This window comes from candidate division KSB1 bacterium, assembly GCA_022562085.1.
In the GTDB taxonomy this organism is placed as follows: Bacteria; Zhuqueibacterota; Zhuqueibacteria; order Oceanimicrobiales; family Oceanimicrobiaceae; genus Oceanimicrobium.
Window position 1 is genome coordinate 1 of sequence record JADFPY010000094.1, and the last position, 13900, is coordinate 13900.

At 43.1% G+C, this 13900-nt stretch carries 12 protein-coding genes; 2 read left to right on the forward strand and 10 right to left on the reverse strand.

Annotated elements, in window-relative coordinates; genetic code table 11:
- The 6 genes from IH879_09950 to IH879_09975 all read right to left on the reverse strand — a co-directional run.
- The coding region (locus IH879_09950) for a rhomboid family intramembrane serine protease (protein MCH7675259.1) at positions 1-302 on the reverse strand (302 nt) is incomplete at its 3' end.
- A 225-nt stretch (positions 303-527) separates the two neighbouring features.
- Positions 528-2936, reverse strand: coding sequence for a M23 family metallopeptidase (locus IH879_09955; protein MCH7675260.1), 2409 nt, complete (start codon positions 2934-2936; stop codon positions 528-530).
- On the reverse strand, positions 2929-3693 hold the full coding sequence (locus IH879_09960) for a glycerophosphodiester phosphodiesterase (GenBank protein MCH7675261.1): 765 nt from the start codon (positions 3691-3693) through the stop codon (positions 2929-2931). Before IH879_09960 ends, IH879_09955 begins: the two co-directional genes overlap by 8 nt.
- A 139-nt stretch (positions 3694-3832) precedes the next feature.
- Positions 3833-4708 carry a hypothetical protein gene (locus IH879_09965; GenBank protein MCH7675262.1) on the reverse strand — a complete coding sequence of 292 codons (876 nt, stop codon included), beginning with the start codon at positions 4706-4708 and terminating at the stop codon, positions 3833-3835.
- A gap of 12 nt (positions 4709-4720) precedes the next feature.
- Entirely contained in the window at positions 4721-6460 is a 1740-nt protein-coding gene (locus IH879_09970) for a glycosyltransferase family 39 protein (GenBank protein MCH7675263.1), read from the reverse strand.
- 6 nt (positions 6461-6466) lie between these two features.
- Positions 6467-7930: an oligosaccharide flippase family protein gene (locus IH879_09975; protein ID MCH7675264.1), complete on the reverse strand. Its 1464-nt coding sequence runs from the start codon at positions 7928-7930 to the stop codon at positions 6467-6469.
- A gap of 295 nt (positions 7931-8225) precedes the next feature.
- Between IH879_09975 and IH879_09980 the strand changes: the two genes are divergently transcribed.
- Together IH879_09980 and IH879_09985 are read left to right on the forward strand one after the other, a co-directional pair.
- A complete protein-coding gene (locus tag IH879_09980; GenBank protein ID MCH7675265.1) occupies positions 8226-8972 on the forward strand; it encodes a hypothetical protein in 747 nt (248 codons plus the stop codon).
- A 7-nt stretch (positions 8973-8979) separates the two neighbouring features.
- Positions 8980-9660: a hypothetical protein gene (locus IH879_09985; protein ID MCH7675266.1), complete on the forward strand. Its 681-nt coding sequence runs from the start codon at positions 8980-8982 to the stop codon at positions 9658-9660.
- A 1-nt stretch (position 9661) separates the two neighbouring features.
- On the opposite strand, the gene IH879_09990 is transcribed toward IH879_09985, so the two are convergent.
- From IH879_09990 to IH879_10005, 4 genes are all read right to left on the reverse strand, one after another.
- Positions 9662-10111, reverse strand: coding sequence for a hypothetical protein (locus IH879_09990; protein ID MCH7675267.1), 450 nt, complete (start codon positions 10109-10111; stop codon positions 9662-9664).
- Between the two features lie 171 nt (positions 10112-10282).
- On the reverse strand, positions 10283-11617 hold the full coding sequence (locus IH879_09995) for a sodium:alanine symporter family protein (GenBank protein MCH7675268.1): 1335 nt from the start codon (positions 11615-11617) through the stop codon (positions 10283-10285).
- 9 nt (positions 11618-11626) lie between these two features.
- The gene (locus IH879_10000; protein ID MCH7675269.1) at positions 11627-13225 is read right to left on the reverse strand and encodes a D-aminoacylase; all 1599 of its coding nucleotides are present in this window, start codon (positions 13223-13225) and stop codon (positions 11627-11629) included.
- Positions 13226-13387: 162 nt separating this feature from the next.
- The coding region (locus tag IH879_10005; GenBank protein ID MCH7675270.1) for a pyridoxal-phosphate dependent enzyme at positions 13388-13900 on the reverse strand (513 nt) is incomplete at its 5' end.

The window sequence follows — 13900 nt, forward strand, 5'->3', positions numbered from 1 at the left end:
AACAAATAAAACACTAAAAACCGGGAGTGCCCAAGGTATCCTTCGATGTTATCTCCGAAAATCCACAGGTAAAGCATGTTACCGCCTAAATGCAAAAATCCGCCATGCAAAAACATGGAGGTTACCAAAGTATGAAGGTCTTGCAGCTCAATTATATTACTTGGAATTACCCCTAATTGAAAAACGGCATTTTTAAGACCAAATTGGATTTCAAAGTAAAAAGCCACAATATTTGCAGCAATGAGACCCACTGTAAAAATCGGCGGGCGCAACCTTGGGTTGTCATCTTTGAGAGGGATCATGCTAGTCCAGTGATTCCTAACCTAATTAAGTTTAAACACTAATTGGCATTTTGTTTGTCCGGTATGCTGAAGAGTCATTAAAGCCATTGCATGGTCATTGGGTCATTAAAAAAATGACAATAAGTGGCCAAATGACAACGAATGACTCTCAAAACCAGGTTTTGCCATTCATATCCGGTTTTTTCCCTATATGTATTATTATTTAGAAATCAAAGCACTAGCGGTTCAATCTATCCAGAAAACGGAGGTTTTAGTGGTCACGTTTTTTGCGTTATCTTCCGCTTTCACATTAATTTCGTAACGCCCGGTGGCAAGGGGTTCTTTGATATCATAAAATATTCTTTTGCGCTCCGGATCGTACTCAGCGATCAACCTGCGGCCGTTGAGCCTGATTTCAATCTCCTCTTCGCTTTTGATACCAGATAGAGTATCCTGGATATTCAACGAGATTCGAGGCGTCCGGTTTTTTAAACGTACATTGCGACCGGGCCGGATTCTGGTGATTTCCGGCGGTTCACTATCCCGGATCAAAGCAAACTGCTCAAAACTTAAAATTTTTGCCGACATTGAGCCGGCGTTTACATCGAAGCTATTGTCTATAAATATCCATTTCCTTTTGCGCAGGTCTTTGTAATAAACACCCAGCTTTTCGGGACTCGTTTCCAAATGTGGAATTCGAATATGCACAAACGCGCCTTGATTCAATAAAACATCTTTGGGTTCAATATCATAAATGTGGCTTGCAAAATCATATTTTTTTGAGAATCGGGTACTGTCAATCACAACGCGTGTGTAAATGGGCCGATAAAGCGAACCGGACCAAAAATTAACCCAAAAATTCTCGTCGCTGGAGACCATGCGGCCGGTTTTTCGAGGCCTGATTGGTCTCGCCTCAAATTGCTCAAATTTCGAAAATGCTTCGCCATTCAAAGATTCAGTGGTAATTTTTAAAAGATGGAAATTGCCGCTAAGTCTGCTTAATTCAATTCGTCCAATAAATTTTTTTAAATCCGTTTGTTGAATTTTAATCTCAACCGGATTGGGTCGATCCGGATACAAAATGATATCAGGAATACTTCCTAAGATGTTTTTTGACGAGATTGCTAACCGTATGTAATCGTCATAATAATCATAATAAAAAGTTAACTGCGGTGCATGATCGGTCTCAATTGGCTGCGGGTGAACATAAAAAAACGGCCGGGAATTGACCTTGAATTCATCTCTTGCATTTATTTTTAGAACTAACGGCTTTACTGAAATATCTTTTACCAAAACTGCGCTGGCACTGTTTTCAGCTTTATCCAGATTCCCTTCTCCGCCTTTTTCTTCTAAGTAGCTATCATCTTCCGACCACGATAATGGAATTGGCTGCCAATGATTGCCATTTAAAACAAATGCTTCTAATTCACCGACTTTTTTCAGGTCGTAAGTTACGACATCCCTGAGACTCAATTCTCCGTTCTCACCTTCGGCAATCACCGGATAGATATTAAAAGCGGCGCCCACCCGTACTTCGCCGCGAACAGTGCTGGTATTTCCCATGTAATCCGCTGTTTCGATCCGGAACTCATGAAGCCCCGGGTATAAAGAGCCGGAAGAGGCCTTCATGCTTTGCCCGGGTGAGCCAAGATTTGATTTCGATTGAAGGTTCGGGTTGGCAGTTAATGAAGCGCTTTTGAGAACGCCTGCCCAAAGTTTATTCGGCCGGTAGTAGGATTTCGTGTTGTACTTATCTTTGTACAATTTATAAAATCGTCCAAACTGCCGGCGGGATAAACGGTAGTCTCTCTCGAGTTCAACCATGCGGTTTTTTTGAAACGACAGTTTATCGTATGAATACTCAAAACGCAAAGCATCATCCACGAATAATTTAAGACTATAAACGCCATAGCCGCTGAACGAAGTCACACCTTTGTCAAAACAGCGAACCGCAATCCCGACGTTCCCCCACATCGAGATTGGCTCCTTTATAATATATTCGCCGGAGCGAACCCACTGCGGCGTCACTACGACCGGCTTGAAATCACCATTCACCTCGGAGTTGACATCCAGCGGGCTGAAGCTGACTCTTCGAACAATCGGCTTCACTCTATCCGAAATTTGATATCCCTTGGAAAGCGGATTTAAAGGGAGATTATTGGAATCTCGAATTTCAAAGTGCAGATGAGGCGCGCCGATCCCGGTCTGCCCGGAGTAAGCGATGACATCGCCTTGAGACACAGGTATTTGGCCCTTTTTCAAATATAAATTAACCCGGTATTTTCCCAAACGCCCCTGCTCTCTTTCAACGAGGTTTTGAATTTTATCGTTGAACTTTGAAAGATGCGCATAAACCGCCGTTTCCCCGGTATCAAGCTTTAAGTAGACAGCCTTGCCGTATCCACCGGGCGAAACAGACACTCGCAAAATGTATCCGGGACGAATAGCGAAAATTTTGTACCCTGTTTTTCCCCAGGTTTTAACATCAATACCAGTATGAAAACGCCGTGCCCGGTATTCACCGAAAACAGAAGTCAAATATTTGCTAGCGTCCGTAGGCCATAAGTATTTCAGAGAATTGGCAGGTTTATTTTGTGTTAAAGCAAAGGAGGGTAAGACAATTAAAAACAATAGAGGTGTTAAAATTTTACGCATGGTGCAAGCTCACATTGATGTTTTTTAAAAGATCAGGTTTGTCTGTTATAATGGCGTCAACTCGCATGTTTGTAAGTCGCTCCATCATAGCGGGCTCATTTACGCTCCAAACGACACAATAAAAACCCAACGTCTGGACTTTTTTGATAAATGCATCTTTCGCCAGGCTTTTTTCGAGATGAATCGCTTTGGCCCCGGCAAATTTTGTTAAGAGAATCTCTGAGCGGCCCACATTGAAATTTTTGTCAATCAGAAATCCGGTTAACAATTGATCATCGATTTTTTTAAGCCGCCGCATAACCAAAGGGTTGAAAGAAGAAATGATAGTTTTGTATTCAATCCCGTAATGACGTAAAACTTCTACTACCTTCTTTTCAATACGGTTCTTTGGAATGCCGTTGGTTTTGATCTCAACGTTCAGAAGCGCTCTATCACCGAGAAGATCAATGACTTCTCCGATGGTTGGTATCTGCTCATCGGTCATGCCATCGTGAGTTTTGATTCTTAACTCCTTTAACTCTTCAAGTGTTTTATTTTTAATAAATCCCCGGCCGTTTGTCATGCGGGCCAGAGTGGGATCATGAAAAACCACCAATTCGCCGGTTTTGCAGGTTCGCACATCCAGCTCAATTCCGTGCGCACCTAACTCGACCGCGGCTTTAAATGCGGCCATGCTGTTTTCAGGCGCCGAAGCCGTAAACCCGCGATGGGCAAAATTCAGCGGCTTTTGTTTAAAAATTGAGTTTTTTCCGTCCACTGATTCCCTCGATTAATCAATATCTGACATTATAAAACAGTGCAATAGTTCTTAAGACATCTCTCAATGAGTTAAATAAGTTAAAACTTTTCTTTACATTTACAACTTAAAAAACCGAAAAATGTATTTCCAAATTGACTCATTTTTTGCCAAAAAGCAGCCGGATTTTTTCCAGAACCTTTCCAGTCAACCACCTGAAACGGCAGGTTGGGGTTGACAAATATTTTAGCCAATTGTCAGCCGTTTCCCCGAAAACTTGCTCTCCTGTCAAGTTCGCCAAAATCCGCAGCAATTGCACATGCACTTTTAAGTACATCGGAGAAGCCAGGCGGCGAGTCGGGTGAAGATCGTATAAATTCCAATAGCCAGTGTCGTAACGATGGAGATTTTTTATCAAGCCACGAATCGCGATCTGGAATAAATCCTGGGCTTCGGAATTCTGCCAGAAGATTGCATAATCCAAAATTCCTAACAGAGCAAAGATGTAACCATTTAGCACCAAAGACGGAGTCTCGGTTGTAAATTCCTCGAAAATCAGTGAGCCGTCCGGAAAGCGGGCTGTGACGCCGCCTTCCGAAACCGGATGCAAAAAAGCTCGAAATGCTCTTTGAGTAATTTCAAGGATTTGATCATCCGGTGCGAGTTGGTATGTTCTGAGCAAAAGTGAAATGCCCTGGCCTTGAGCCATTCCGGAAATCCATGGCGCTTTGGCGCCGTAAAATTCTAAATCATAGTCATAAACCCAGGCGCCAATATCTCTTTGCCAATCTCTGAAATTTTCAACCAGCCAGGCCGCAGCAGCTTGAACAATTTTCAACTCAGTTTCATCATTTGAAGGAACATACTTCTGTAGATGGTACAGACCGTACTGGGAGACGGTGATTGGATTATATTGCAGTCCGAGCTTTTTACCCATATAAACTTGCGGAATGCCATTTGCGTCTAGTGAATAATCGAAGTTTTCAAGCCCGCTCCAATCAAAAGGGTAAGCTAAAGGCAGGGTCTGTTTTTTCAAGGTCTAATTTGTTTACTGGTTGCTGCTTCCATTTCCAACAGACTTAAATTTATAAATCTTTACAGTCGGGCCTAAATTCCAGAAACCAGGTTTAAATTCTTTCAACAGAATCAACTCCTTGGATTCGAAAACGCTCTGGTAAAAGCTACGGCCGTTTTGATAGCTGAGCCAGGCCGGCGTTCCCTGTTCAGGAGGTCTGCTTTTAAAATAGCGATCGTAATTATCACTCGAAACCATGACGTACTTAATCCTGGCATTTTGGACCGCTGACAACTTAGGTAGTCTTGTCTCTAAAAGCTGCCGCACATAAGCATTTTTAGCCACACCGCCACTCGCTTTGTCTTTAGCTAAAATACGCAATTTAAAATCCTTCCTCAGATTGATTAATTGGTAAGAAACCCGTCTGAGTTTTTCCTCTAGTAACCTTTCTTTTATCTCCAAAGGCAGCCACCGGCTTTCATCGGAGTTTCTAAAAAATCTCCCAGGGTCGAAAAGGTTTGGTCCATAAAAATAATTTTCGTAGGCAATCATCCCATCATCTGGAATGCTGGCTTCAATCCAATTTTTTGCTGGAGTGCGAACGTCTGTCTGGGTCAACCGGATATCCTGATAGACAATATTGACGGCAGCAGGCAAGAAAATAAGTATCAGCAAAAAAACGCGGAGAAACTTATTCAATCTTTGATTGAGAATATCATTCAAAAAAATCGCCGCTAAGATTGAAAGGGCAGGATAAATCGGCATTAAATAATGAATACTGGTACGTTGCCATAGACCGATAAATAATAGAGATGAAAGAGCAAATGAAAGCAGTAGGAGCTGCTTTCTTTCCTTTTGAAAAATAGCATATATAAACCCGGCAACCAAGACCACTCCGACACTCCAATCGGAAAAAATTATTTCCCAAAGCGGCCAAACCAGAGGAACTGAGGTGAAGTGTCCAACCATTCCGGTTGAAACGTGGGCAAAAGTGTATTGCAGAGTACCCCAAAAGGATGAAAAAGAAAACAGCCCGTAAGGAGAGCCTAACAAAAAACCAATAAAACATGCAGCAACACTGCCGGCAAGATTTTTGAACAACTCTGGCAATGCTTTTCTGTAAAGAAAAATTTGAGCAAATAACAAAGGTACAAGGATAAATCCAGCATTGTATTTTGTAGAAATAGCCAGTCCTGAAACTATACCAGCTACAAAAGACGATTTTAATGAAGGTGCCTCATAAAACCCTAATATCAAATACAGCGCCAACGCGGACATGAAAGCTACAGTGGGTTCGATTAAAATCCAGTGAGATAGATTTACGTGGGTGAAACTCAACCCTAAAACTGCGGAGGCCAAAAGCGCAATTCTTTTAGAAAAAAACCGCTGGCCTATTTTATAGGTCAACCAAATGGTTGCAACGCCAACGAGTACGCTCAAAAACCTTCCAACAAAAAAAAGTCCGGTCGGGTCAATAAAATAAGCCGTGCCGAATTCTACAGCATTTTCAAACACGCCAAAAAGTTTGCCAAAAATGAAATACAGACCATAAACTGCAAAGAGCAGATACGAGTAAAAACTCGGATAAACGAAATACGTTGGCTCCAAACTTTTCTTCGCCCCATAGGCCAGGGAGTTGATGACATTGAACGGTTCATCTGAGTTATAAAGTGAGGGCAGCCCATACCAAATCCCAACGAACCTGAAGACAAATGCCAATCCTAAGATTGCTAGAATATACTTGTGTGGGGATATTTTTGAGAGGAATTGCATGTCTTTTTAAGCAGATTTTTTTCGGCTCAAAATTATTTTCAATTTATTTAATTCTCTGCGCTCAAAAAACCCGGTCAAAAACAGCAGGACCGGAAAACTCAAAAGAAGTCCCAGCTTTAGCAAAATTTCCCAGGAACCTTGAACCGTGTATCCAAAATAAAACACCACCGAAGCAACCGCTATCAATTTAAGCAGGCGGCCAAATTCATACGGAATCGGGTAATAGCGCCGCGCAACGAAATAAAGAAACCCGCTCATTACAATGTAGCCGGCGACTTTTGCATAACCGGCTCCCATCATGCCAAATTTTGGAATTAAAAATAAGTTTACTGCAACGTTGACTGCGAGTCCGGCGCCGGTTATAATTGGCAGGAACTTCGTTTTCATTTTCAAGTGGATGCCAACAACAAAATTCACATAAACGCCATAAATTAACTGAGCAAGTAAAATGAGAGGCACCACCTTCGTACCCTGCCAATATTTTTCATCAATGAGGGTCACGCCAAAAAAATCAAATTGGACGAGTTGATCGATAAAAAAGGAGGCGGTCAAGAAAAGGCAGGCGCCAATTACGGCAAAATAAGTTAGAATCTTAGCGAATATTTCTTTGGCATCCTCCTGTTTGGAAGTGGTGAGAAAAAACGGATGCCAGGCGAATCGGAAGGCGGCGACCAACAAGGCCATTATCAATCCAAGCTTTACACCTGCATTATAAATACCGGTTTCTCCAAGTCCAACCAGCCTTTCCAAAATGTATCGATCGATTAAATCCAGCAAGACAACGGACGAAGCGGAAGGCAGGTATGGCAGCCCGAACTTGAGCAGCTCTTTAAAATCAGCCCAGCTAAATTGCAGCGAAACCTGCCGGATTAAAATGAACATGACCATCAAAAAAGTCACCCCGGAGGTCCAGACATTCGCCAGGAGAATACCGGTGACCCCTTTCTTTAAAATCACTACAAAATAAACATTTAATGAAACACTGGTGATCACATTTAAAAACTTCAGCAGAATAAAGGTGACGGATTTTTCTTCGGCTCGCAGAAATAAAAAGGGTAAGAATGCCGAGGCGTCGAACAAAAGGATAAAACTGGACAGTCGAATCAAGTGGGCGTAATTACCTTGCGTAATAAGCACGCTTGAGCAAAAACCAGCGTTGCGGTAAATCAGTACAGTTAGGATACCAGCTACAACCAACACTGCCCAGAAGGCGGTGCTGAAAACTCTTTTCCGTTGTTTGGGGTCATCGCTCAAAATAAAATAGCGTAAAAACGCCGCGTCAATTCCGTAGGTGTAAACGATGGTCATGAGCGCGATAAACATGTAAACAATCGCCAGTACGCCAAAGTCGTTTGTGTTGAGCTGGTTTGTGTGAAGCGGAAGCAGAAGAAAGGTCACGAGCCTGGTGACGATATTCCCGAGACCGTAAACCGCAGAATGTTTGGTTAGGCGTTTGAGACTTGATAGCATTAAAAGGTTAATTTAGTTTAAAAAAATCGAATAAATATAGGGATAAGGCTCAGAAAAATCAAGATATTCCAGCAGCCCGTGTGCCATACTATTTGAAGGAAAATTATAGCATTTTTTGCATTTGTCTCAGTTTGGGCTTATTATTAAAGTAAGTTCACAAACAAAACGGTCGATAATATAAATAGGAGGGCAAGAACCAATTTAAATTGCAATTATACTCCGGGCAAGATTGTTGTTATAACTAAAAAGGCCACGAAGATTCTGAACTGTTAATCAACCAAAGGTGGTGATTCAAGTGATTAGAGCCAATTGTCGAGACAAATTCAATGCTGATGATTTTGCTTTTATTGTTAATTCACTTGCAAAGGACTCCAAAAACAAAGTTGCCCTCACAGAACTTTTAACAGACGCAGAAAGCCGTGACGTGATTCTCGATCAAAAAGAACTCTTTCTGAATGTTGTGCAGAAGTCACGCATTAGCAAAATTTCCCCCTACCTCTATTTTTATGTATTAGCCCGAAAAACTTTTTTGGAAAATGATATCGACGATCGGGAGATCACCGATTACATTGCCTGCATGTTAGCCGAATTTTGCAGCGCTCAACGTTCCCAAACTATCTCACAAAATCACTCCAGGTCGTATCATTACCTGGTAGATATTATGACCGACTTTGTGGAAGCATCCTCATTTGAAGCTTTCTACCTTCGAAGCCACCTGGGCAATTATGCCCTTTTTATGACCGGGTTCTTTCCCGACGCCATTTATCAAAAATCGACTTATGGCAGAAAGACACCCGGTTTCGAATACTATGAAAACATGGGCAAAAGCAGTTACCGCTGGGCTTCCCAACACCGGCTGGCGATTAAATACAGCCTGGTTGAAACTCTGGCGACTTTAGCTGAACGATTTCGGCAGGTCAGAATCGCTCTGAACAATCTGGCGGATAACTACGTTGACATTCAAAACGGGCGGGACAGTCTGGACAAAATGCTTCGGCAAATCTTCTTTGGAAATCAGAATAACAACACTTATGAGGCTTGAGACCATCATGTCCCTACTAAAAGAATTACAACAGCTCACGGAACGAACTTACCGGCAATCAAGCGGGATTAATCTTGAGCAGTTCATCATCGGCACGGGGCGTTTCCAGGATCTCCAAAAATTCTCATCCAAAGAAAGCTTTGAGTTATCCGACAGCGCCAGAGTGTTTTTCAGAATTTTAGAAGGAAAGCTCTATCTGGCTATTTATTTTTCAAATTACATTATTTCCAGGCTAGAAAAATATGATCCGCGCAAAGGCTTGCATGAAAAAAACATCTACCCGTTCATGGTTTTCATTGAAGAAATAAATCACGGAATTCACACTGCTCTAAAATACCTCGCAGGCGAAAAAGAAATTGAGACAGAGGAATTTATCCGCGACCTGGAGCTATTAGCGAAGATCGATACTTACCAGATTCTTAAATTCTTTGTTGCATATTTCAACGCTTCGAAAAAACTGGAAAAATTTGACAAGCTCTGGCTGCGCCATCACCTTTTTGAGCGCGGCAATTTTTCATATCAATCCGGCAGGCTAAGCACCCGCTACAGTGAGACCAATTGGTTAGGTGAAAAATATGTTCGATATTTAGATGGAATTCCGCCTAATCACAGACTGGCTGAAATGAGAAGATTTAGAGAGTTGAATTATCCCCTGAAGATGCAGTACATTCGAATGCTGCCGGGGTGATTTATTTGTTGAGCTGCAAAATGACGCCAATATTGTTTCGCAGCACCAGCCCGTACATTATATTTAAGACCCCAAGCGTAATTTGAGCGGCTTTTTTATTTTCTTTTTTAACTTGTCCCATAACAAATAAAACACCACCTGTAACCCCTCCTTTTATAAGGATTGCCAAAGGTCGATTCTTAATAAAAGCCCTTGCGATTGGGTTCGCTTCTTTTGCTCCTCTGTCCAAACTATAGAATGTTGTGATCAAATCTAGCGTGTTTAAGGCAACGTAATTTACAGCCAGAGATTTATATAACCAATCACTCGATTGCTTGCGTGGCTTTATGATTCCTTTCGATTCTTTCAGCAAAACTTCCTGGCTGAATTTTTCCTGAGTCAATCCGTTCTTACCAATTAAAACTGTAAACCCAAAAACCAGGCAGAAAATAAGGCGTCCATGCCAATTCATCAGATCCGATTCCTATAAATAACTTTATTACAGGAATCGGAAGACTATTTGAAATAATTAGGATTGTTTCAAATTAACAAAATTGGAGGATGATGAATTAAGGCAAGGATTTAAAAGATCGGTTAGTAAAAGCAGAGCTCAAAAAGGTGATTAATTAATCTTAGGCTTGGTTTATAGATTGTGTGGTTCCTTGACGCCAAGCCTGATCTGACGGCCTAAAAACACCAGGCCAACCACATTCGGAATAACCATTAAACCGATGAGAAAATCAGAGATATCCCAGATAATTTTTACGCCATAAACGGAGCCGATGAAAGCCAAAACACACCAGCTCAATCGATAAATTGTTCCAATGTGGGCCCCTTTCATGACATAGCGCAAAGCTTGTTCGCCATAGTAGGCCCAGGCTACCAATGATGTGAACCCAAAAAGAAGCGAGCAGATCGCCACGAGGATGCCGCCATAGGGAATATTTGCATTGAATGCCGAGGCCACCATCGCCGTGCTCATCTCCCCATTGCTCCAGACGCCGGTAATGACAACTACGGAAGCTGTTGCCATGCAAACGATTATCGTATCAATAAAAACGCCCATCATCGCTATAATTCCTTGACGCATCGGGTTGGAAGTCTTAGCGGCGCTATGAGCAATGCCTGCGGATCCCAATCCCGCTTCACTTGAAATAACGCCGCGGCGAATACCATATTCGATGGTCCGGGCTATTGTTGAACCCGCAAAACCACCCACTGCCGCCACCGGAGTAAATGCACTGGAAAATATTAATTTGATCGCATCCGGCAAATTTTCAATATTTGCCACAAGGATAATAATGACTCCAAATACATAAAGCACAACCATCGACGGCACAAGCCGCTCTGCCACTTGACCAATTCTTTTGATACCTCCCAGCACAACACTGGCGAGAAGCATAGTTAAAATGAGTCCGGTAATCCATTTGGAAATGCCAAATTCGGTAAACATGACCAGGGCAACAGAATTAGCTTGCGCAAGGTTTCCGCCGCCAATGGCCCCTAAACTAGCACATATGGCAAAAATCAAACCCAGCACAGGTAACCCGGCGCCCTTTTCCAAATAGACCATCGGACCACCGAGCAGAGTACCATCTTTACTCTCGATGCGATATTTTACAGCTAAAAACACCTCCGCGAATTTCGTCGCCATACCGAGCGGCGCCATTACGACCATCCAAAAAGCTGCCCCGGGACCACCAATCGCGATTGCCGTTGCGACGCCGGCTATATTGCCATTTCCAATGGTGGCCGCCATCGCGGTGGTTAATGCTTGAAACGGACTAATTTCACCTCTTTCCTCTTGTGTATGATCCCTTTTAAGTTCGCCTTTCATGATCAGTCGGATTGCAAGGCCAAATTTTCTTATTTGAATAGCCCTGCTAAAGACAGTCATGGCGATACCGACAAGAACGAGCAGCGCAATTGTCCAGGGTCCCCAGATAAAATCCGAAATAGTTGCCGCGAAATCTGACATTTCTATGGTTTAGTTAGGAAGCCTTTGACCGGCAAGGGCTTGCGTGTGAGTTTCGTCTTTCAAAACAATTGTACCGTTAACCACAACAAGTTCAACTCCGGATGGGTAGAGATTTGGCACATCATCGGTCGTTCGATCTGCTGCTGCCTCAAGATCGAGGACGACAATATCTGCCGCCATACCCTCTTGTAGTTTGCCGCGATTATCAAGTTTGGCAGAATCTGCCGGTAGGGAAGTCATTTTTCGAATTGCCTCTTCGATGCTAAAAAGTTTACGATCGAGAACGTACTCCTGAATAAATCGAATCGTATATCCGTAGCTTGCGCGGTTCATAACGAAACTTTCAAGGTGTCCATAAGGTGCTGCGATCACACCATCGCTCTCAATACTGCAAATGGGCTGTTGCAAAAGCTTGTCGAGATCCTCGGGAGTTGCGTAGATATGGCGCAGCATGACATTGTAATAATCCTCTTCGTCGTCCAGAACTATTCGAAAAATCGTATCGGTGTAGTCCACTTTTAAAATGTCTGATATTTCCTTAAAATTCTTGCCGACCAACTCAGGATGAGCTTTTGAGCATGTTAAATAGAATTTTTCAAAACCGCCCAAACGGAGCAAATAATTCGTTGGATTTTCAATGTATTCACGACATTGTTCTACAACTTTATGGGACTTTAATCTTTTTAAAATTTCATTATGAGGTCCTTCATAAACCCAGGGCGGAAGCAAAGTCACGACGGGACCCGGTCCCCAAATATCGGGAAAGGTATCAATCCCAACTTGCAATTGTTCTTTTTCAATGGCGTTATAAATTTTATTCAGAATTTTATCAAAAGCTGCTGGGTCGGCATAAGGTCGGGGAGCAAGATGAGACAGTTGAGCCGGCAACCCGGCCCTTCTTGCTATGTTCAGGGCTTCATCGACAGCTTCTTCAAAAGTGTCGCCGCGATTGCGGATGTGACTGGCATAAATTCGATTGTGTTTCGCTGCAATTTCACTCAAGGCCACGAGTTCGTTTTCATCGGCATTATACCCCGGGGCATATTCAAGTCCGGTTGAAAAACCAACCGCCCCGGCGGACATGGCTTCCTCAACCAGCGATTTCATTACGCTCAATTCATTCCGGTTAGCGGGACGAGGCTCATATCCCATCACAGCGAGTCTGACCGTCCCATGTGGCACAAGCGGTGCAACGTTGATCGAGACGCCAGGCGAGGAAAGAGCATCCAGATATTCTGCAAAATTCGTCCAGGCAAAATCAACATCCCAGTTTTCACTAAATCCGATCGTTACTTGCTTGGCGAGCGCTTTGTCGGGAGCGGGTGCAGGGCCGTGACCACAGTTGCCCGTAACGACAGTGGTGATCCCCTGTCGTACGCCGCTCTCAGCAAATCGGTTAACCAGAAGCGAAAAATCCGAATGGCTGTGAATGTCAATAAAGCCGGGACAAACGTATTTCCCTGCCGCTTTCCATTCGGTTTTGCTTTGAACTTTTGAAGTATCGCCAACTTTTAGGATCTTACCATCGTCAATAGCAACATCGGCAACAAAAGCCGGTTTACCGGTACCATCGACAACCGTACCGCCACGGATTATAAGATCAACCATTTTTGAAGTCTCCTTTCCTAATCAATTCGATCGCCATGACTTGAAATTCATTGCTCATGGCTGAAGTCATATGAAGATAACTGATCCTAAAAAGTCGGCTTCAGCCGACTTAAGCTTTGAGCCAGAAAATAAATTTTCTGGCAAGGATGCCTGAACGAACAGTCACACAAATTTCTCAATAATCTCCTGCTTTAACCCCTCATCCACATTCGCCCCCGATGCAATCAAACATACATTTTTCCCCTTAATAGACTCGGGCATTCTTAAAGCACCGGCCAAAGCCGCCGCACCAGCTCCTTCGAGTAAATGACCTGTAAAACGATAAAATAACCCCATCGCCTCTTTCAATTCCTGCTCAGTAACCAACTCCATTTGATCCACCACATCGAGCATCAAATCGACCGCCGCCGGGATCGCCACTCTAACAGCCATGCCACTGGCAAAAGTATCACACTTCTCGGTATTAATCGGATGACCGGCCTCAAAAGACAAAGCCATGCAGGGCGCCTGTTCCGATTGAATACCGATTATTTTAATCGCGCGATTATGTTTTTTGATGACTGTTCCAATTCCGCCAATCAAAGCTCCGTTACCAACCGGTACAAAAACCAGCTCAACATCGGAAAGTTCTTTTATGATTTCATGGCCAATCGTGGCTGTACCTGCCACAATTTC

What these genes read in the sequence shown, in the direction of transcription:
- IH879_09985 (MCH7675266.1), top strand. Translation starts at nt 8,980, where the DNA reads ATGTCCCTACTAAAAGAATTACAACAGCTCACGGAACGAACTTACCGG.
- IH879_09990 (MCH7675267.1), bottom strand. Translation starts at nt 10,111, where the DNA reads ATGAATTGGCATGGACGCCTTATTTTCTGCCTGGTTTTTGGGTTTACA.
- IH879_09975 (MCH7675264.1), bottom strand. Translation starts at nt 7,930, where the DNA reads ATGCTATCAAGTCTCAAACGCCTAACCAAACATTCTGCGGTTTACGGT.
- IH879_09955 (MCH7675260.1), bottom strand. Translation starts at nt 2,936, where the DNA reads ATGCGTAAAATTTTAACACCTCTATTGTTTTTAATTGTCTTACCCTCC.
- IH879_09995 (MCH7675268.1), bottom strand. Translation starts at nt 11,617, where the DNA reads ATGTCAGATTTCGCGGCAACTATTTCGGATTTTATCTGGGGACCCTGG.
- IH879_10000 (MCH7675269.1), bottom strand. Translation starts at nt 13,225, where the DNA reads ATGGTTGATCTTATAATCCGTGGCGGTACGGTTGTCGATGGTACCGGT.
- IH879_09970 (MCH7675263.1), bottom strand. Translation starts at nt 6,460, where the DNA reads ATGCAATTCCTCTCAAAAATATCCCCACACAAGTATATTCTAGCAATC.